The sequence below is a fragment of the Nitratireductor sp. StC3 genome, from assembly GCF_003015025.1.
Lineage (GTDB): Bacteria > Pseudomonadota > Alphaproteobacteria > Rhizobiales > Rhizobiaceae > Mangrovimarina > Mangrovimarina alexandrii.
Map to the genome: position 1 here is coordinate 39925 of NZ_PYBP01000006.1, position 18005 is coordinate 57929.

18 protein-coding genes are annotated in these 18005 nt (G+C 66.4%); 12 read left to right on the forward strand and 6 right to left on the reverse strand.

The genetic code is table 11. The annotated features are described in order from the left end of the window. Nucleotides 1–32: 32 nt before the first annotated feature. Nucleotides 33–1310, reverse strand: coding sequence for a pyridoxal-phosphate dependent enzyme (locus C7T96_RS14140; RefSeq protein ID WP_106571893.1), 1278 nt, complete (start codon nucleotides 1308–1310; stop codon nucleotides 33–35). Nucleotides 1311–1458: 148 nt separating this feature from the next. On the opposite strand from C7T96_RS14140, the gene C7T96_RS14145 reads away from it, so the two are divergent. Further along, entirely contained in the window at nucleotides 1459–2256 is a 798-nt protein-coding gene (locus tag C7T96_RS14145; protein WP_158264378.1) for an IclR family transcriptional regulator, read from the forward strand. Between the two features lie 35 nt (nucleotides 2257–2291). Here the strand turns inward: C7T96_RS14145 and C7T96_RS14150 are convergent, their stop codons facing one another. Then, complete coding sequence (locus C7T96_RS14150) at nucleotides 2292–3500, reverse strand: Xaa-Pro peptidase family protein (protein ID WP_158264379.1); 1209 nt, start codon at nucleotides 3498–3500, stop codon at nucleotides 2292–2294. A gap of 218 nt (nucleotides 3501–3718) precedes the next feature. Here C7T96_RS14150 and C7T96_RS14155 point away from each other — a divergent pair, with 218 nt between their 5' ends. The 8 genes from C7T96_RS14155 to C7T96_RS14190 all read left to right on the forward strand — a co-directional run bounded on the left by C7T96_RS14155 (nucleotide 3719) and on the right by C7T96_RS14190 (nucleotide 13497). Next, nucleotides 3719–4723, forward strand: coding sequence for a TIGR03619 family F420-dependent LLM class oxidoreductase (locus tag C7T96_RS14155; protein WP_106571896.1), 1005 nt, complete (start codon nucleotides 3719–3721; stop codon nucleotides 4721–4723). A gap of 42 nt (nucleotides 4724–4765) precedes the next feature. Next, nucleotides 4766–5446, forward strand: a complete 681-nt coding sequence (gene npdG, locus C7T96_RS14160) for an NADPH-dependent F420 reductase (RefSeq protein WP_106571897.1) — start codon at nucleotides 4766–4768, stop codon at nucleotides 5444–5446. Continuing rightward, nucleotides 5446–6222, forward strand: coding sequence for a coenzyme F420-0:L-glutamate ligase (cofE, locus tag C7T96_RS14165; protein ID WP_245414146.1), 777 nt, complete (start codon nucleotides 5446–5448; stop codon nucleotides 6220–6222). Before npdG ends, cofE begins: the two co-directional genes overlap by 1 nt. Next, nucleotides 6219–7196 (forward strand): 2-phospho-L-lactate transferase, encoded by a 978-nt coding sequence (gene cofD, locus C7T96_RS14170; protein WP_106571898.1) that lies wholly within the window; start codon nucleotides 6219–6221, stop codon nucleotides 7194–7196. Before cofE ends, cofD begins: the two co-directional genes overlap by 4 nt. Continuing rightward, nucleotides 7193–7891 carry a 2-phospho-L-lactate guanylyltransferase gene (gene cofC, locus C7T96_RS14175; RefSeq protein WP_106571899.1) on the forward strand — a complete coding sequence of 233 codons (699 nt, stop codon included), beginning with the start codon at nucleotides 7193–7195 and terminating at the stop codon, nucleotides 7889–7891. Before cofD ends, cofC begins: the two co-directional genes overlap by 4 nt. Next, a complete protein-coding gene (cofH, locus tag C7T96_RS14180; RefSeq protein WP_106571900.1) occupies nucleotides 7888–10344 on the forward strand; it encodes a 5-amino-6-(D-ribitylamino)uracil--L-tyrosine 4-hydroxyphenyl transferase CofH in 2457 nt (818 codons plus the stop codon). The genes cofC and cofH overlap by 4 nt, the downstream gene beginning before the upstream one ends. 121 nt (nucleotides 10345–10465) lie before the next feature. Beyond that, nucleotides 10466–12040 carry a Re/Si-specific NAD(P)(+) transhydrogenase subunit alpha gene (locus tag C7T96_RS14185; RefSeq protein WP_106571901.1) on the forward strand — a complete coding sequence of 525 codons (1575 nt, stop codon included), beginning with the start codon at nucleotides 10466–10468 and terminating at the stop codon, nucleotides 12038–12040. Nucleotides 12041–12054: 14 nt separating this feature from the next. Continuing rightward, nucleotides 12055–13497, forward strand: coding sequence for an NAD(P)(+) transhydrogenase (Re/Si-specific) subunit beta (locus C7T96_RS14190; protein WP_106571902.1), 1443 nt, complete (start codon nucleotides 12055–12057; stop codon nucleotides 13495–13497). A gap of 75 nt (nucleotides 13498–13572) precedes the next feature. Here C7T96_RS14190 and C7T96_RS14195 read toward each other — a convergent pair whose 3' ends face one another. The 4 genes from C7T96_RS14195 to C7T96_RS14210 all read right to left on the reverse strand — a co-directional run bounded on the left by C7T96_RS14195 (nucleotide 13573) and on the right by C7T96_RS14210 (nucleotide 16062). Next, the gene (locus C7T96_RS14195; protein ID WP_106571903.1) at nucleotides 13573–13950 is read right to left on the reverse strand and encodes a RidA family protein; all 378 of its coding nucleotides are present in this window, start codon (nucleotides 13948–13950) and stop codon (nucleotides 13573–13575) included. Nucleotides 13951–14136: 186 nt separating this feature from the next. After that, the gene (locus C7T96_RS14200) at nucleotides 14137–14853 is read right to left on the reverse strand and encodes a GntR family transcriptional regulator (protein WP_158264380.1); all 717 of its coding nucleotides are present in this window, start codon (nucleotides 14851–14853) and stop codon (nucleotides 14137–14139) included. A 242-nt stretch (nucleotides 14854–15095) separates the two neighbouring features. Then, a complete protein-coding gene (locus C7T96_RS14205; RefSeq protein WP_106571905.1) occupies nucleotides 15096–15590 on the reverse strand; it encodes a DUF4149 domain-containing protein in 495 nt (164 codons plus the stop codon). 1 nt (nucleotide 15591) lies between these two features. Beyond that, nucleotides 15592–16062, reverse strand: a complete 471-nt coding sequence (locus tag C7T96_RS14210; protein ID WP_106571906.1) for a group III truncated hemoglobin — start codon at nucleotides 16060–16062, stop codon at nucleotides 15592–15594. 213 nt (nucleotides 16063–16275) lie between these two features. Here C7T96_RS14210 and folE point away from each other — a divergent pair, with 213 nt between their 5' ends. The 3 genes from folE to C7T96_RS14225 all read left to right on the forward strand — a co-directional run bounded on the left by folE (nucleotide 16276) and on the right by C7T96_RS14225 (nucleotide 17981). After that, nucleotides 16276–16950: a GTP cyclohydrolase I FolE gene (gene folE / locus C7T96_RS14215; protein ID WP_106571907.1), complete on the forward strand. Its 675-nt coding sequence runs from the start codon at nucleotides 16276–16278 to the stop codon at nucleotides 16948–16950. 81 nt (nucleotides 16951–17031) lie between these two features. After that, nucleotides 17032–17463 (forward strand): DUF5602 domain-containing protein, encoded by a 432-nt coding sequence (locus C7T96_RS14220; RefSeq protein WP_106571908.1) that lies wholly within the window; start codon nucleotides 17032–17034, stop codon nucleotides 17461–17463. Beyond that, a complete protein-coding gene (locus C7T96_RS14225) occupies nucleotides 17460–17981 on the forward strand; it encodes a plastocyanin/azurin family copper-binding protein (RefSeq protein ID WP_106571909.1) in 522 nt (173 codons plus the stop codon). Before C7T96_RS14220 ends, C7T96_RS14225 begins: the two co-directional genes overlap by 4 nt. The last annotated feature ends 24 nt before the right edge of the window (nucleotides 17982–18005 follow it).

Genomic DNA, 18005 nt, shown 5'->3' on the forward strand with positions numbered 1-18005 from the left:
AATGCTTGCTCTGCTGGTACCCTCCACACCGATCAGATTTCCAGTCCGTAGTTTTCGCGGAGCACGCGTGAGGCGTCCTCGAAGGATCCGTCCGTTTCCGGCAGGCCCTCGCCCGCCCCGTCGACATCCTTCATTCCGCTTGCGGTCGCCAGACAGACCACCGCGCCCGCGGCAAGCTCGGCGTGCCCCGCCTGTTGGCGCAGGCCCGCAAGTCCGGCCGCGGCGGAAAACTCCACCCAAAGCCCCGACTGTGCGAGCCTGGCGCGCGCCGCCTCGATCTCCTCATCGTCCATCGCCAGCGCTTTGCCGCCGCTTTCCAGGATTGCGCGGCGGCCGCGCAGGCCGCCGACCGGCGTGGCGATCGACAGCGCCCTTGTGCTGCCGTTGGGCGACGGCACGCTCGCGACGGGCTGATCGTCACGCATGGCGCGGTGGAGTGGACCGTAGACAGTCGATTCGCACGAATAGAGCTGCGGAACCCGGTCCGTCAGGCCGAGTGCCTTGAGTTCGGCAAAGCCTTTCCACACACCGTAGAGCAGTTCGCCGTAACCGGTCGGCACGAAAACCGACCCGGGCGCGGTGCCGCCGAGATCGCGAAAAATCTCGTAGGCGATCGACTTGTAGCCCTCGATCGCGAAGGGGTGCCCGGTATGGGCTTGCGGGGTCAGGTTGCTGACCGGATGGAAACCCGTCTTGTCCCGCAATCGGGCCATCAGTTCCCAGCGCCGGTCGGACGGTACGGCGAGCGCGGCCGCACCATAGGCGGCGACGAAACGCTGCATGGCGAGCGGTGCGGTGGAACTCGCCAGCACGATGCACGGCAGGCCAGCAGCCGCCGCGTAGGCCGACGCCGACGCGCCATGATTGCCCGAAGAGGCGACGATGACGCCCGGGGCGCCGGCGAGTTGCGCGGCGCTGACGGTGCAGCGGTTGAGGCGGTCTTTGTGGCTCCAGGTCGGATTGCGGCCCTCGTCCTTGACGAAGACGGGGCGGTCTATCCCGGCCCAATCGGCAAGCGTCGCCATTTCGAAAAACGGCGTTTCGCCCTCACCCAGATTGGTTTGCGGCGTCAGCGGCGGCATCAGCGGGGCCCACGCGCCAAGCCCGAGACTGGGACCGGATCGCGGCGCGAGAAACAGGCTCTTATCCAAAGCGGAATAGTCGAAATCCAGCTCCAGCGGCCATGGCAGAGACGGATCGGCGTCCCGGCGAAACTCACCGACCTGCGGCGGAAACAGCGGAAGGTCCACGGAGGGATCGCCCATCGCGGTTTGCCGAAGCGCCAGGGAGTTGGTGTGCGTCGTCTGCATGAGGTCAGGAAATCCAATCGCCTGTAAGTGTTTCTGTTTTTGATTGACCGTTCCGATTACTGGAATGTATTCACATCTTGGGTCAAGTAAGCGGCACCGTCGCCGGCTTGGCCGACAGCCAACCGAGGTCGAAATGCCGCCATCGAACATGTCCCGGACCGACGAGATCGATCCGCGAACGCAACCCAATCTGAACCTGGCGCGCGGGCTGCGCATCCTGGAGGCGTTCGACAGCGAACATCCCGAATGGGGCGTTCGGGACTTGTCGCGCGCGCTCGACGCCAATCCGACGACGATCCACCGGCTTCTGACCACGCTCGAGAATTTCGGCTATGTCGAACACTCCAGGAACTCGCAGCGTTATCGGCTGAGCGCCAAGGTCATGCGCCTGGCCAGCCGCTATGCGGAACAAAACCCGGTGCAGGACGTGGCGCGCCGCGTGTTCGAGGAATTGTCGGGAGAGTTCGAACACAGTTTTTATCTTGGTGTCCTGAGCAATTTCGAGGTCGTCTACACGGCGGTTGTCGAAGGCCGCGGCGCGCTCAAGATCTCCACCCATGTCGGCGAGCGCATCCCTTTGCACACCACGGCGATCGGCAAGGTGTTGCTGGCCGCGCAGGACGGCGCCTTCTTCGAACGCTTCATCGCCGCTGCGCCGCTGACCCGGCGCACCGACAAGACCAAGACCACGCCCGAGGCGTTGCAGGAAGATATCGAGGAAGTGCGCCGGTCGGGCTTCGCCGTCAGTCTCGGGGAGAATTTCGAAGATATCGGCGCGGTCGGCGTGCCGCTCTACGACGCCCAGGGCGGCGTCGTCGCGGGCCTTTCGCTCGGCTTTCCGCTGCATCTGCTGACGACCGGCCGCCTCGAGATCACCGCGCTCGTCAAGCTGGCGCAGACGCTGTCGGCGGGAATCACCTACCGGATCGACGGCCGGCTGCCCTGACGACAGGAAATCACCGCGAGACTTGACGGCGGCGTTCACGGCGCCACCACCATCAATTCACGGGTCAACCCGGTCAAAAGCGTGTTCTCGCCGCCCTCGCCCAGCACGAAGGGATCCTCGACATGGATGCCGCCGGTGCCGAACTCGTAGTAGGGCGTCTCGACATTCAGCACCATGCCGGCTTCCAGCACGAGATCGTTACCGGGCGTGAGGACCGGCTTTTCATAGATCTCCGCACCGATGCCGTGCCCGACATGGTGACGCCGATAATGCGGAATGCCCGCCTGCCGAACGCCGTCGACCATCAGGTCGAAAAGCGCGCCGGCGGTCATGCCGGGGCGGGCCGACTCAATCGCCACATCCTCGCCGTGCTTGAGCGCGGCATAATAGGAGGCCACCCGCGGATCGGGCTCGCCGAAGGAAACGTTGCGCGCGATATCGGACCAGTAGCCGTCGCGCGTACAAGCGACGTCGAACCAGATCGTGTCGCCCTTGCGCAACCGAGTCAGGTCGGGCAGCACCTGCCCGCCGACGCCGTTGCGTCCGAACCGGATCATGGTCAGTTGCGGGGTCGCCTCCTGCGAGGCGATCGCCCGGTTGAACTCGAGCATCATCTCGCGTTCTGTCACGCCCTCGTCGAGCACCGCTGCAACCGCACGGATCGCCTGCTCGGTGGCCGCCGCGGCGCGGCGCAGGCGGCGGACCTCCTCCGCCGTCTTGACCCGGCGGGTCCAGGACAGAAGGTCGGAAGCGTTTGAAAACCGCGCCTCCGGCAACAAGCGCCGGAGTTCCTCGCCGATGCCGGGCTTCATGCCGTCCTCGTCGAGACCGATATGCGCGCGCGCAAGGCCGGCCGCCTCCAGCGCGGAGGCCAAAGCAGCCGCCGGCGCATCCGAAGACGCAAGCTCGACCGACGCCGCCTTGAGCCGCGTCTCCGCCTCCGTCAACTGCAGCGGCCCGTCGTCCCGCATTTCGCGATAAAAGGTGCCGAAGGTCGCCGCGACCTCGACCCCGCTGAAGGAATCGAGCACCTGATCAACCTCGCCGACGCTCGAAACGAGCTTCGCGCCGCCGGTCGCGCCGGCGGTCACGAAGGCGAAGCAATTGCCGAAATAAGGATGGATCTTCAGGGAGACGCTGCCGATCCCCGTGAAGTAGCGGACGTTCTCGAACGTGGCAGCGACAACCGCGTCGACTTTGTTTTCCGCCAGAGCGCGGTCCAGACGTTCGCGGTTCAACAGCATGCATTTTCTCCAACCGATCGAGCGTACCGATTTTCGGAACGCCATTTCGATATTTTTAGGTTAGAGGACGCTATCCTGACATGTCAACATCTGTTATCACGAACTTCAGTCTTGCAAAATTGACCTACATAAGCTTGACAAAGGAAATTCCGCACCTGATGATTTTCGCAACAGCGTTCCGATTATCGAATTATCTGCGGAAATAAGGAAGCGAAGCCATGAAAGTAAGCGTAGGCCTGCCGACCGGCATGGAAGGCATGATGTACCCGGTGCCGTTTGCCGGAGTTCATGACCTGGTAGACATGGCCAAGCGGGCAGAAGCCCTGGGCTACGATTCAGTGTGGGGCAACGACCACATGACGACCCAGCAATATGTCCGCGAGGAATTTTCCCAGGCCCCCAATTTCTGGGAGATCCTGTCGACCTACGCCTATATCGCCGCCGAAACGACGTCGCTGCGGTTGGGCACCGGCATGCTGGTCCTGCCGATGCGGCGCGACATCGTCGTGGCGGCCAAGCAGATCGCCACGATTGACCATCTAAGCCGCGGCCGGCTGGAAATCGGGATCGGCATCGGCGCCTACCGCGAGGAGTTCGAGGCGCTGCATCCCGGCTGGAAGGTTCATCGCGGCCGTATGGTCGAGGAGGCGTTCCAGGCGCTCGACCTGCTTTACAACCAGCGCTCCGCCAGTTTCGACGGCGAGTTCTACAAGTTCAACGACATCGAGATGTACCCCAAGACGTTCCAGCCCGTCCTGCCGACCTATGTCGGCGGCAACAACGTCAACGCCCTGCAGCGCACGGTCGACTACGCGACCGGCTGGCTGCCGGCCTGTCTGGAGGTCGAGAAGCTGCGCCAGAACGTCGAGAAACTCCACGCCCTGGCCGAACAGAAAAACCGCGACCCCAAGCAGATCGAGGTGGCGCCGCAATATGTCGTCTATGTCGGCCGCACCCGCGAACAGGCCGTCGCCCGTTACCAGGAAAGCCAGATGCACAAACATCTGGTCTCGCTCTCGCAATCGACGCTGAAGGACCAGGGCGAAGTCCGGCACGAGGACATCAACCTGATCGGCACCCCCGAGCAGGTGATCGAGAAGGCGCAGGCGCTCAAGGCAGCCGGCGCGACCCATCTTCTGGGACTGTACTTCGCCGTCAACACCCTGCCGGAGCTCTACGACCAGATGGAAATCTTCGCCAAGGAAGTCGTGCCGCACATCTGATGCGACCTCCGCCTTCCCGCGCAAGGCAAGGACATTCAAGACATGAGTGAGATAAAGAACATCGCTATCGTGGGCGGCACCGGCGCGCTGGGCGGCGGGCTGGCCATGGCCTGCGCCCGCGCCGGGCTTGCCGTCTTCATCGGTTCGCGCGACGTAGCGCGGGCCGAGGCGGCCGCCGCCGAGATCGCCGAAAACACAGGTGCGAAAGTCGTCGGGCTCGACAATGTCGCTTGCGCTGAGGCCGGCGAGATCGTGGCCATCACCGTGCCCTCGGCCAACCATGTCAGCACGCTCGAGACCATCGCCGACAAGGTCGCCGGCAAGATCGTGCTCGACACCACCGTGCCGCTGGTGCCGCCGAAAGTTGCGCGCGTCCAGATGCCGGCGGAGGGCTGCGCGGCCAACCGGGCAGCCGCCACGCTCGGCCCGCAAGCGCGGCTGGTAACCGGTTTCCACAGCGTCTCGGCCCAGAAGCTGCGCAAGGGCGAAAAGATCGACGGCGACGTGTTGCTGTTTTCCGACGATGTGGCTGCCCGCGAGACGATCGTGGCGTTGGCGGACCGGATCGGCCTGCGCGGCGTCCATGCCGGGCCGCTCGCCAACTCGGTCGCCGCAGAGGCGCTGACGTCTGTGCTAATCGGCATCAACAAACGCTACAACATTCCCGAAGGCGCCGGCATCGTCGTCACCGGAATCCGGGACAAGGCCGCCGAACGGGCGTGATGACCGGGATGGCCCCGATCGAGATCCTGAAGCTGGCCGGCCTGCCGATAATCGGGCCGGACAGCGATCTCTGCGCGGAAATCGCGGGTGCGATGAAGCGCAGCGCGATCGCCTTGCAGGACGGCGACATCGTCGTGGTGGCGCAGAAGATCGTCAGCAAGGCGGAGGGCCGCAAGCGTGTCTTGAGCGACTACGTTCCCTCGCCGGCCGCGCGCGACCTCGCCGGCACGGTGAACAAGGATGCCAGACTGGTCGAGGCCGTCCTGTCGGAAAGCCGCGCCGTCATCCGCGCCGTCCCGAACGTGCTGATCGTCGAGCACAGGCTCGGGCATATCATGGCCAATGCCGGCATCGACCAATCCAATGTCGAAACAGACGGCGCAGACGGCGAGACGATCCTGCTCCTGCCCGAGGATCCCGACGCCTCCGCCCGCGCGCTGCGCGACCGGCTTCGCCCGCACGGCGTCGAGCACATCGGCGTGGTCATCTCCGACAGTTTCGGCCGGCCCTGGCGGATCGGCACGACGGGCGTTGCGATCGGCGTCGCCGGCGTGCCGGCCGTCATCGACCGGCGCGGCGAAAAAGACATGTTCGGCCGGGTGATGCAGGTGACGGAAGTCGGCTTCGCCGACGCGGTCGCCTCCGCCGCGTGCCTGGCAATGGGCGAAGGCGCGGAAGCAATTCCGGCCGCGATCGTGCGCGGGCTCGACTGGCACGCCGGCACGTGCAACGCCAGCGACGGGCTGCGCGATCCGGAAAGGGACCTCTTCCGATGAGCCGCACCGTTTCCTCCCCCACTGTCGACGGCCGCGTCGTCGCGCTGTGCGGTGGCATCGGCGGCGCCAAGCTGGCGCTCGGCCTGTCGCACGTGGTGCCGGCCGACAGGCTGACCATCATCGTCAATACCGGCGACGATTTCCGCCATTTCGGCCTGCATGTCAGCCCCGACATCGATACCGTCACCTATACGCTCGCAGGCCGCTCCAACCGCGACAGCGGCTGGGGCCGCGACGGTGAGAGCTGGCGCTTCATGGAGGCCGTCAAGGAACTGGGCGGCGAAAGCTGGTTCGCGCTCGGCGACACCGATCTCGCCACCAAGGCCGTGCGTACCCAGCGTCTGGCACAGGGCGCGCGGCTGACCGAAATCACCGGCGAGATCGCCCGCGCCCTCGGTGTAGGCTGCACGATCCTGCCGGCAACGGACGACGCCGTGGCCACGATCGTCGACACCGACGAGGGCGCCCTGCCCTTCCAGCACTATTTCGTCGGCCGGCGCTGGCAGCCGCAGATCCGAGCCCTGCGCTTCGACGGCGCCGAGCGGGCGCGCCCGACCCGGGAGGCGCTGGCCGCCCTCGGCGCCGAGCCGCTCGCCGCGCTGGTGATCTGCCCGTCCAACCCCTATCTGTCGATCGATCCGATGCTGGCCATCCCCGGCCTGCGCGACGCGATCCGCGCCGTCCGCGCACCGGTTGTGGCGGTGTCGCCGCTGGTCGGCGGCAAAGCCGTCAAGGGTCCGCTTGCCAAGATGATCGGCGAACTCGGTCACGCAGCAACGCTGCAGACGATCGCCGATCATTATGCCGACTTCCTCGATATCCTGATCGCCGACGAGGCCGACAGCGGCGCCGCGGTGACCGGCCCGAAAACCCTGTTCGCGCCGACGCTCATGCATGGCCTCGAGGAGTCCGTCGCGCTGGCCCGCACGGTGCTCGCGGCAGCCGGCGCCCACGCAGCGGACGCGCGATCATGAGTCGCGGCGCCTGGGCCCTGTTACCCGTCAAGGAGGGCGCGCGGGCGAAGTCCCGGCTCGCCGGCATCCTGACGCCGCCGGAGCGCGCCGACCTGCAGCAGGCCATGCTGCTCGACCTGCTCGACGGGCTGCGCGCGTCCCAGCTTCTGTCCGGCATCGCGCTCTGCGGTCCCGACCCGGCGACGGCGACGCTGGCCGCGCGATCCGGTCACACCTTCATCCATCAGCCCGCCGGCACGGACGGGCTCAACGCCGCCGTCGCCTTCGCCACCCGCGCCCTGGCGCGCAGCGGCGCGCGAATCGTGGCCGTACTGCCCGCCGACCTGCCGCTCCTGGACGGCGCGGAACTGGATCTCGCCATAACAGCCGCCGCGCTCTCAGGCGCCTGCGCGGTCGTGCCGGACCGGCGCTGCACCGGCACCAACGGTCTCGTTTTTCCGGCATCGACGCCGCCCGAATTTCGCTTCGGCCCCGACAGTTTCCGTCGCCATCTCGGCCGCCCCGACGACCGGCGCATACCGCCCAGGCACGGGCTTCGCCTCGCCTCGCTGGCCTGCGACATCGACCTGCCAGACGACCTTGAGCGGTTGCGCGCCACGCCATCCGGCGACAGAGGCCACCGGTCACGCGCCCTGGCACGCGCCGTGCAACAAAAAAGCCAGGCCCAAAGCCCGACAAAGGAGATTGCGCAATGACCACGCCGCCAATCGCACAGTGGAGCGAGCGTATCATCAAGGGGGGCAGGCTCGACGACGACGAAGCCCTGCTGATTGCCGCGTGCGGCGACCTCGAAGGCCTGACAGAAGCGGCCAGCGCCATCCGCGATGCCGGTCACGGCGACGTCGTCACGGTCTCGCGCAAGGTGTTCATTCCGCTCACCCAGCTCTGCCGGGACGTATGTCATTACTGCACCTTCGCGCAGGCGCCGCGAAACTGCGGCGCGGCCTTCCTGACGCCCGATGAGGTGCTGGCGATCGCCGAAGACGGCGTCAAGGCAGGCTGCGACGAGGCCCTGTTCACGCTCGGCGACAAACCCGAGCTGCGCTACCGGATCGCCCGCGATGAACTGGCCGCGCTCGGCTACAAAACCACTGTCGACTATCTCGCCGCGATGGCCGACATGGTGCTGCGCAAAACCGGCCTGCTGCCCCATATCAATGCCGGTGTGATGAGCGAGGACGAAATCCGCGCACTGCGCGCGGTTTCGGTATCGCAGGGCATCATGCTGGAAACCGCGTCCGAGCGGCTGAGTGAACGCGGCGGGCCGCATTTCGGCTCACCCGACAAAAAACCCGCCGTAAGGCTGGCAACGATCGCAGCGGCAGGCCGCGCCAAGGTGCCGTTTACCAGCGGCATCCTGATCGGCATTGGCGAGACGAGGCGCGAGCGCGTCGAGGCGCTGCTCGCCCTGCGCGCGCTCCACGCTGAACACGGCCACATCCAGGAAATCATCGTCCAGAACTTCCGCGCCAAGCCCGGCACCAAAATGGCCGATGCGCCCGAGCCGAGCCTCGACGACCAGCTCTGGACCATCGCCGTCGCCAGGATGATCTTCGGGCCCGACATGGCGATCCAGTCGCCACCCAATCTGCGCGCCGAGGGGCTGAAGCCGCTGATCGACGCTGGCATCAACGATTGGGGCGGCGTCTCGCCGGTCACCCCCGATCATGTCAATCCGGAAGCGCCTTGGCCGGAGCTCGAGCGGCTCGCCGCCGAGACCGCCCGCGCCGGCAAGACACTCGCGCCGCGACTGGCCGTCTACCCGGCCTGGCTGGACGCGTCCGGCACTTGGTTGGCGCCGGAACCGCGCAAGGCCGCTTTGCGCCGTCAGGACACGTCGGGCCTCGCCCATGAAAGCGGCTGGCGCGTCGGCCGGAGCGAACGCGGCCATGATTTCCCGGCCGCCGTCACCGTACCTTCAAATACCGCCGCCGCCATACGCGCGATCGATCTGGCCGTCGTCGGCCGGCCGCTCGGCGAAGAGGCGATCGTGTCGCTTTTCGAGGCGCGTGGATCGATGGCCGATGCTGTCATCGACGCCGCCGACGCGCTGCGCCGCGAGACGGTGGGCGACACGGTTGGCTACGTGGTGACGCGCAACATCAACTACACGAACGTGTGCACCTATGGCTGCCGATTCTGTGCCTTTTCCAAGGGCCGGACGGCCGCGCATCTGCGCGGCAGTCCCTACGATCTGGACTTATCGGAAATCACCCGGCGGGTCGGCGAAGCCTGGGAGCGCGGCGGCGTCGAGGTCTGCATGCAGGGCGGCATCCACCCCGACTATACCGGCGAGACCTATCTGGAAATCTGCCGCGCCGCCAAAAGCGCTGCCCCCGGCATCCACGTTCACGCTTTCTCGCCGCTCGAGGTCAGCCACGGCGCGCAATCGCTCAACATCCCGGTGCGCGAATTCCTCGAACGGCTGAAGGCGGCGGGGCTCGGCAGCCTGCCGGGCACGGCGGCGGAAATCCTCGACGACGAGATACGCGCGGCGCTCTGCGCACAAAAACTATCGACGGAGGACTGGCTCGGCGTAATCGAGGCCGCGCACGAAACCGGCCTGCGCACCACGGCCACCATCATGTTCGGCCATGTCGAGCGCTATCGGCACTGGGCACGGCACATTCTGCGCATCCGCGCCCTGCAGGAACGCACCGGCGGCTTCACCGAATTCGTGCCGCTGCCCTTCGTGCACATGGAGGCGCCGATCTATCTCAAGGGCGACGCCCGCCAGGGCCCCAGCTTCCGCGAAGCGGTGATGATGCATGCCGTGTCGCGCCTGGCCCTGAACCCGGTGATCGCCAATATCCAGGTCTCCTGGGTGAAGATGGGCGAGGCCGGAATCGCCGCCGCGCTGCGGGCGGGCGCAAACGATCTCGGCGGCGTGCTGATGGACGAATCGATCAGCCGCGCCGCCGGCACCCGCCACGGGCAGGAGTTTCCGCCGCACCGCATGGAAGAGACGATCCGCGCCGCCGGCCGCAACCCGCGCCAACGCACGACGCTCTACGGCACCCCGAACGAGGTGCAGCAGCGCCGGTCGCGTCAGGCGCCGCCGCTGGCCGAGCGCGTCCAGGCGCCGGCGCTCAAACATGCCCGCATCGGCAGCCGGCACGCCCTGGCCGAAGCCGAGATGGCTGGCTGAACGGCGCTCTTTCCGGCCGCACCGGCCTACGGCCGGCGCACAAACCGCTCCAAACCACGGCCGCGGGCCTGTCGGAGTGTCGTGATCTTCGCCGCCTCCACCAACAATAAGAGGACAAAAAATGAAAATCGGAACGCCAAGGGAGGTACTTGACGGCGAGGCGCGCGTCGCAATGACGCCGGACAGCGCCAGGATGCTGCAGAAGCTCGGCTTCGTCTGCGCCATCGAGACCGGCGCCGGCGAGAACGCCGGCTTCAGCGACGCCGCCTATGAAGAAGCCGGCGTCGAGATCGTCAAATCGGCCGAGCGCCTGTGGGCGGATGCCGACCTCGTCGCCAAGGTGCGTCCGCCCACCGGGACCGAGGTCGCCCTGCTGAGCACGGGCAAGGTGCTGATTTCCTTCTTTCATCCGGCCCAGAACGAGGCGCTGATGCGCCAGGCCGCCGACACGGGCGCGACCGTGGTGGCGATGGACATGGTGCCGCGCATCAGCCGCGCCCAGAAGCTCGACGCGCTGTCGTCGATGGCCAACATCGCCGGCTATCGCGCGGTGATTGAGGCCGGCAACAATTTCGGCCGTTTCTTCACCGGCCAGGTGACGGCCGCCGGCAAGGTGCCGCCGGCCAGGGTACTGGTGGTCGGCGCCGGCGTCGCCGGCCTCGCCGCGATCGGCACCTCCACCGCGCTCGGCGCGATCACCTACGCCTTCGACGTCCGCCCCGAAGTCGCCGAACAGATCGAATCGATGGGCGCGGAATTCGTCTATCTCGATTTCAACAGCGACCAGCAGGACGGATCCGCCAGCGGCGGTTACGCCGCGCCGTCCTCGCCCGAATTCCAGGCCAAGCAGCTCGAGAAATTTCGCGCGCTCGCGCCTGAGATCGACATCGTCATCACCACCGCGCTGATTCCCAACCGCGATGCGCCGGTGCTGTGGACCAAAGACATGGTCGCGGCGATGAAGCCCGGCTCCGTCATCGTCGACCTAGCCGCCGAACGCGGCGGCAATTGCGAACTGACGGTCAAGGACGACAAGATCGTCACCGACAACAAGGTGACGATCATCGGCTACACCGACTTTCCAAGCCGCATGGCAACCCAGGCCTCGACGCTTTATGCTAACAATGTCCGCCAGTTCGTGGGCGAACTCGCGCCGGCCAGGGACGGTACGCTGGTTCACGACATGCACGACGACGTCATCCGCGGATCGACCGTCGCCCATCAGGGCGCCGTGACCTATCCGCCGCCGCCGCCGAAAGTACGGGCGATCGCGGCAGCACCGCGCAAGGACAAGCCGAAGGAGCCGAGCCCGGAAGAGAAGCGGGCGCTCGAAGTTGCCGCCTTCCGCGCCCAGACGCGGCGCCAGGCCGGCCTGCTCGTCGCCGGCGCGGCGCTGATCGCCCTCGTCGGCGCGGTCGCGCCGGCCTCCTTCATGCAGCATTTCATCGTCTTCGTGCTCGCCTGCTTCATCGGCTTCCAGGTGATCTGGAACGTCAGCCACGCGCTGCACACGCCGCTGATGGCGGTGACCAACGCCATCTCGGGCATCGTCGTGCTCGGGGCGTTGCTGCAGATCGGCTCGGGCGACTGGCTCGTCGTGACACTCGCGGCCATCTCGATGCTGATCGCCAGCATCAACATCGTCGGCGGCTTTCTGGTCACGCGCCGCATGCTCGCAATGTTCCAGAAATCCTGAGGCGGAGGCAGCACATGTTCGCACAACCATTGGTTACCTCCGCCGCCGTCGCGGCGAGCGTACTTTTCATCCTGTCGCTCGGCGGGCTCTCCAACCAGGAAAGCGCCAAGCGCGCGGTCCGGTACGGCATCGCCGGCATGGCGCTCGCCGTGGTCTTCACAGCGCTCGGGCCAGGTGTCAGCAATTACGGGCTGATGCTGGCCATGGTGCTCGTTGGCGCCGCGATCGGCACGGTCGTCGCCAGGCGGGTGGAAATGACGCAGATGCCGCAACTGGTCGCCGCGCTGCACTCCTTCGTCGGCCTCGCCGCCGTGTTCGTCGGGCTCAACGCCGAGATGGAACGGCTGCGCGTCGCCGGCTTGCGCGCGGCGGGCGAGAGCCTCGACGGCCTGGCCGCCTTCGCCGCCAGGCTCGCCACTAAGACGCCGACCGAGATCGCCTTTCTTCAGGTTGAAGTCGTGCTCGGCGTCTTCATCGGAGCGATCACCTTCACCGGGTCGGTGGTCGCCTTCGGCAAGCTCGCCGGCAAACTGGACGGCAAGCCCGCGCAACTGCCGGGCGGACATCTGCTCAACGCCGCCGCCGCACTCGCCTGCGTGGTGCTGGCGGTGTATTATCTGGCGTTCGGCGGCATGCTGCCCCTGATCGCGATTACGGTGCTGGCGCTGTTCATCGGCTATCATCTGATCATGGGCATCGGCGGCGCCGACATGCCGGTGGTCGTCTCGATGCTCAACTCCTATTCGGGCTGGGCCGCGGCCGCGATCGGCTTCACGCTATCCAACGACCTGTTGATCGTCACCGGCGCGCTGGTCGGCTCCTCGGGCGCGATCCTGTCCTACATCATGTGCAAGGCCATGAACCGGGCCTTTGTGTCGGTCATCCTCGGCGGCTTCGGCGGCGTCAGCGGCCCGCAAATGGCGGTCGAGGGCGAAATGATCGCCACCACCGCCGACGAGGTCGCCGCCGCGCTGGACGACGCCGACAGCGTGGTCATCGTGCCCGGTTACGGCATGGCGGTCGCCCAGGCGCAAGGCGCGGTCTCCGAACTCACCCGCAGGCTTCGCGCCAAGGGCAAAGAGGTGCGCTTCGCCATCCACCCGGTCGCCGGCCGGCTGCCCGGACACATGAACGTGCTTCTGGCCGAGGCCAAGGTGCCCTACGACATCGTTCTGGAGATGGACGAGATCAACGACGATTTTTCCGACACCGACGTCGCGATCGTCATCGGCTCGAACGACATCGTGAACCCGGCAGCCCAGGACGATCCGAACTCGCCGATTGCCGGCATGCCGGTCCTGGAAGTCTGGAAGGCTGGTACCGTCATCGTGTGCAAGCGCGGCCAGGGCACCGGCTATTCCGGCATCGAGAACCCGCTGTTCTTTAAGGACAACGCCCGCATGCTCTATGGCGACGCCAAAAAGTCGATCGACGAGTTGCTGACCAAAATCGGCTGAGCGGTTTCCGACCGCCAACGAAAAAGGCCCGGCGCGGCGGCCGGGCTTTTCTTGTGCGCGCGAGCGCGAGACCGATCAGTCGAGCTCGATCACGGCTTCGACTTCGACCAGCGCGCCTTTCGGCAAGGCCGAGACCTCGTAACAGGCGCGAGCCGGATAGGGTTGCGCGAAAGCCCTGCCGTATTCCTCGTTGATGGCGGCAAATCCTCCCAAATCGGTCAGAAGGATGGTGGTCTTGACCGTACGCGAGATGTCGCTGCCGGCTTCCTTGGCGATCGCCGCGATATTGGCCAGGCACTGGCGCATCTGGCCAACCGCATCCGAGGCCGCGAATTCGCCCGTCTTCGGGTCGATCGGCAACTGTCCGGAAACGAACAGCAGCGAGCCGGTGCGGACGGCCTGCGAATAGGGACCGATCGCGGCGGGCGCGGCGGCGGTGGAAACTGGCTTCATTCGACTTTCTCCGTGGTTGAGCCGGGCCCTCGTCGACACGAAAGCCCGGGCTGGGTGAACTGGAAGTGCGGGGCGGATGGCGGCAGCGACAACGGTGTCGCGACCGTTGCGGTGGCCCGCGAGACAGCACCCGTTATGACCGTCCGTGCATTGGCCGACCGAACCCGGCCGATCGACGCAACGGCTTCAACGCCCGCTGCCGGCTGCCATGGCCGGGGCGATGTTTGCCTCGCTCAGGCTCGAATACTGGGTGATGCCGTCCATGACCATCTGGCGCACACTGTCGATATGCGCGATTGTGGTTGCGCGCGCCGTCGCCTTGTCGCCCTGTGCCAGCGCCTCGATCAAGGTGTGGTGTTCGGCGCGCACCTCGGTGGGGCGTTCGCGCAGCACGTAACCCAGATGCAGAAGCCGTGTCATCTCGTCGAGAATCTGCTCGAGCAATGTCGTCAGCCGCGAATTGTTGGCCGCGCGCGCGATCTCGAGATGAAACGCCTTGTTGGCGGCGATGAAGCGGGCCTCGCTCTCCACCTCTCCCGGCACGTAGCCATGCGCGCAGCGTGCGTCGAGTTCCAGCAACCGGTCGCGGTCGACCCGGCCGCAGGCCATCTCGCTGATTGCCGGCTCGACGATGCGGCGCAGCTCGAACAATTCGCGCATCGCCTTCAACGTGACTGGCGCGATCACATGGCCCCGCCGCGGCTGCGGCACGACATAGGATTCCTGAGACAGGCGCGAGAGCGCCGCACGGATCGGAGCTTTTCCGAAACCGTAGAGACCGCAGAGCTTGGTTTCGCTGACCTCCTCACCGGGACGAAGCCGGCACCAGACGATGTCGTCCTTTATCTTCGCGTAGGCCTGTTCGCTCAAGCCGATCCGCGGCAGCGCGTCGGACGTGTTCATAAGTCTGTCGGTCTCCTGTCGAGGCTTCGATTCATGCTTCCTTCTATCACTGACCTTGCACTTTAGGCAAATTGACATGTGCAGAATAGGAGGCCGCATATGCGACCGTTTCGGCCGCAGCACGCGAAAAGGCGAGGCCGCACCGCCCCGTCCACTGGCAGGGTCGCAATTCTCGGTTGGGATTCCGTCATACAACACGAACGGGATATGGCAACGCCTCGATGTTGCCCGATGGCGACCAGTCAACGTCCCGGGACTTGGTCCACCGATCTGTCCAGGCCCGCATTCGCGCCGAGACGCCGCAATCCGGATAGAGCGAGAGCGGCGAGCAAGACCGCCTTGCCGGTTTCAGCCACCGCGTAAAGCAGGTGGTGCCAGCTTGCCGGTTCCGGCTGCCCCTGGATGACGGCTTCGACCCGCGCGTCGAGGGCTGGCAGCAGCCAGATCGCCTCTACCGCGACGAGCGCGAGCACAAACGCGGCCAGCAGCCTCAAGCCGCGTCCGATGCCTGGCAGGCCGACCGCGACCGCGAGCAGCACGGCCATACCCCATTCGACCCGCGAAAACAGACCAAAGGTAACCCGGCCGACCTCGAGTGCGACCGGCAGGTCGAGCGAGGGCGCTTCGAACTTGACCGGCGTGGCCAGGAAGGAGACGCCGACGACCATGCCGAGCCACACCGCGGCAACCAACGCGGTCAGGGCCAGGGGCAGTCGGGCAGGCACTCGCGCGGCCATCTCAGCCCTCGCCCGGCGGCGTCGGATCGGTACCCGCCGCGACCCCGGCCGCCGGCAGGCGGTAAAACATCGCAAGTTTCAGGCTGGTGGCGATCCGCTCGGCCCGTTCGACGAACACGGCCGCGAGCGCCGGTTCGCAACGCTGGGAAACCGTCTGCCGAAAAAGGCCGAGCCAGATATCGAAATCCTCCGGGCGCACCTGTTTCAGCTTGATGTGGGCCGGCACGGGGCGGCCGTCATAGGCCCCGTTGCGCAGGATCACCGAACACCAGAAATCGGTCATCTTCTCCAGATGCGGTTCCCAGGCCTGGCCGATCTCGCCGGCAAAGATCGGCCCCAGGCGCGGATCGGCGCGAACCCGACCGTAAAAATCGCGCACCAGCTGGCCGATGAAGGCCCGGTCGACGCTGTCGGGAACCGCAGGCTCGCGCGGCTGAACCGGCCGGGCGCGCAATGAAAAGCGATCGGACATGGTGCCTCTAAAAGAGATATTTCAAATATAGCTTTTAACGCCCCCGAGGCTGCGCCGCAAGGGCGCGCATGTCGCACCCGCTGGCGACGGCGCGCCCGCCGCGCTTCGCAGACGGACCGGAAAACCGCCGCGTCGGACGGGCGCGGTTTACCGGGAACCTGCGGCCGCATCCCGCATCGAACGGTTGAATGCAACCGACACGGAGAACCGGATATGAATATCACAGCCGACCATCTGCAGCGCCCGACACGCGCCACGACCCTGCCTGAAGACCGCGATCACGCGGCCGCCAAAGCGCAACCGCGCCGAAGTGACACCCCTGTTCCGACCCGCAGCGAAACCGAGGCCGCCGTGGCGGCGCTGATACGCTGGGCCGGCGACGATCCGGCCCGGCCCGGCCTGGTCGACACCCCGGCGCGCGTGGCGCGCGCGTTCGAAGACTGGTTTGGCGGCTACGGCCTGGTGCCCGACAATATTCTGGGCACCACGTTCGACGAGATCGGCGGCTACGCGGACCCCGTCGAGCTGCGCGACATCCCCTTCTTTTCGTGGTGCGAACACCACATGGCGCCGATCCGCGGCAAGGCGCATATCGCCTATCTGCCCGATCAAAGGGTTGTCGGTATCTCCAAGCTCGCCCGGCTGGTCGATGCCTTCGCACGCCGGCTCCAGATCCAGGAACGCATGACCGATCAGATCGCCGCGGCGATCCAGCGGGTGCTGCAACCGGCCGGCGTGGCCGTCGTCATAGAAGCGCAGCACGACTGCATGCGCTCGCGCGGCATACGGGCCTGCGGGACCAGCCTGATGACGAAAGCCATGTCCGGCGCCTACCGCGAGAATGCGGCTCTGCGCGGCGAATTCCTGGCCTCGCTTCAGTCACGCTGAAAACGCCGGGAACCTTTTCGGCCCGCACGCATCCAATCGGCATCGCCCCGCGACGGGGCGGAAGATGAAAAGGACAGACCGATGAGAACAATCCTTTCGGGCGCGGTTGCGCTCGCCCTCCTTCTCGCCCCTGCCGCGCCGGCCCTGGCGCACGGTCCCGACGAGGCGGTCGCGAAATCGCCGCCGGCAGCGCCCTACCAGCAGGTATCGAAGCTGGTGAAACTGCCCGACTTCATCCCCGGCCTCGGCCAGCTTTTCGTCGATCCGGCCAGCCTGCCCGCGGGCCCCTTCCTGGCCTATGATCGCGACGGCGCGCTGGTCAGCACCATCTACATGATCCCAGTCGCCGATCTGAACCCGGACACCACCTTCGACGACCTGGCCGTGCCCGGCGGTACGGTCGACCATGTCGATATCTACTATAATGCCGGTCATCCCGGCGTTGAGGTGCCGCACGCGCATATCGTGTTGTGGCATGTCGCGGCCGGCGAGGAGGCGCGGGTCGGACAATGACGATCAGCAGGCGTCGATTGCTGTGGGCGGGGGGCGGCTTGGCCGCCCTCCTGCCCGCACTCAAACGGCCGGCCCTGTCGGCCGGCATCGTCGAGATCACCATGGGCGGCCGCGACAATGGCGCCCATGTCTGGTTCGACCCGATAGGCGTTCTGGTCGAGCCCGGCCAGACCATCCGTTGGACCAATCGCGACCCGGGAAACTCGCACACCGCCACTGCCTACCACCCGCGAAACGACGATCGGCCACAGCGCATTCCTCAGAACGCGGCGCCCTGGGATTCCGATTTCCTGTTGCCGGAAGAATCCTATTCGCTCACCCTCACGCACCCGGGCGTCTATGACTATTATTGCATTCCGCACGAACATGCGGGCATGGTCGGGCGCATCGTCGTCGGTGCTCCGGTCAGGGGCGGATGGACCGAAGACGACAGGGCCGGCGACCTGCCCGAGGTCGCGCTGCGCGCCTTTCCGCGCGTCGACGAGATCATGGCGCGCGGCATCGTGCGGCGCTCGTGACGGCAAAAGGCAACGAAACGAGGT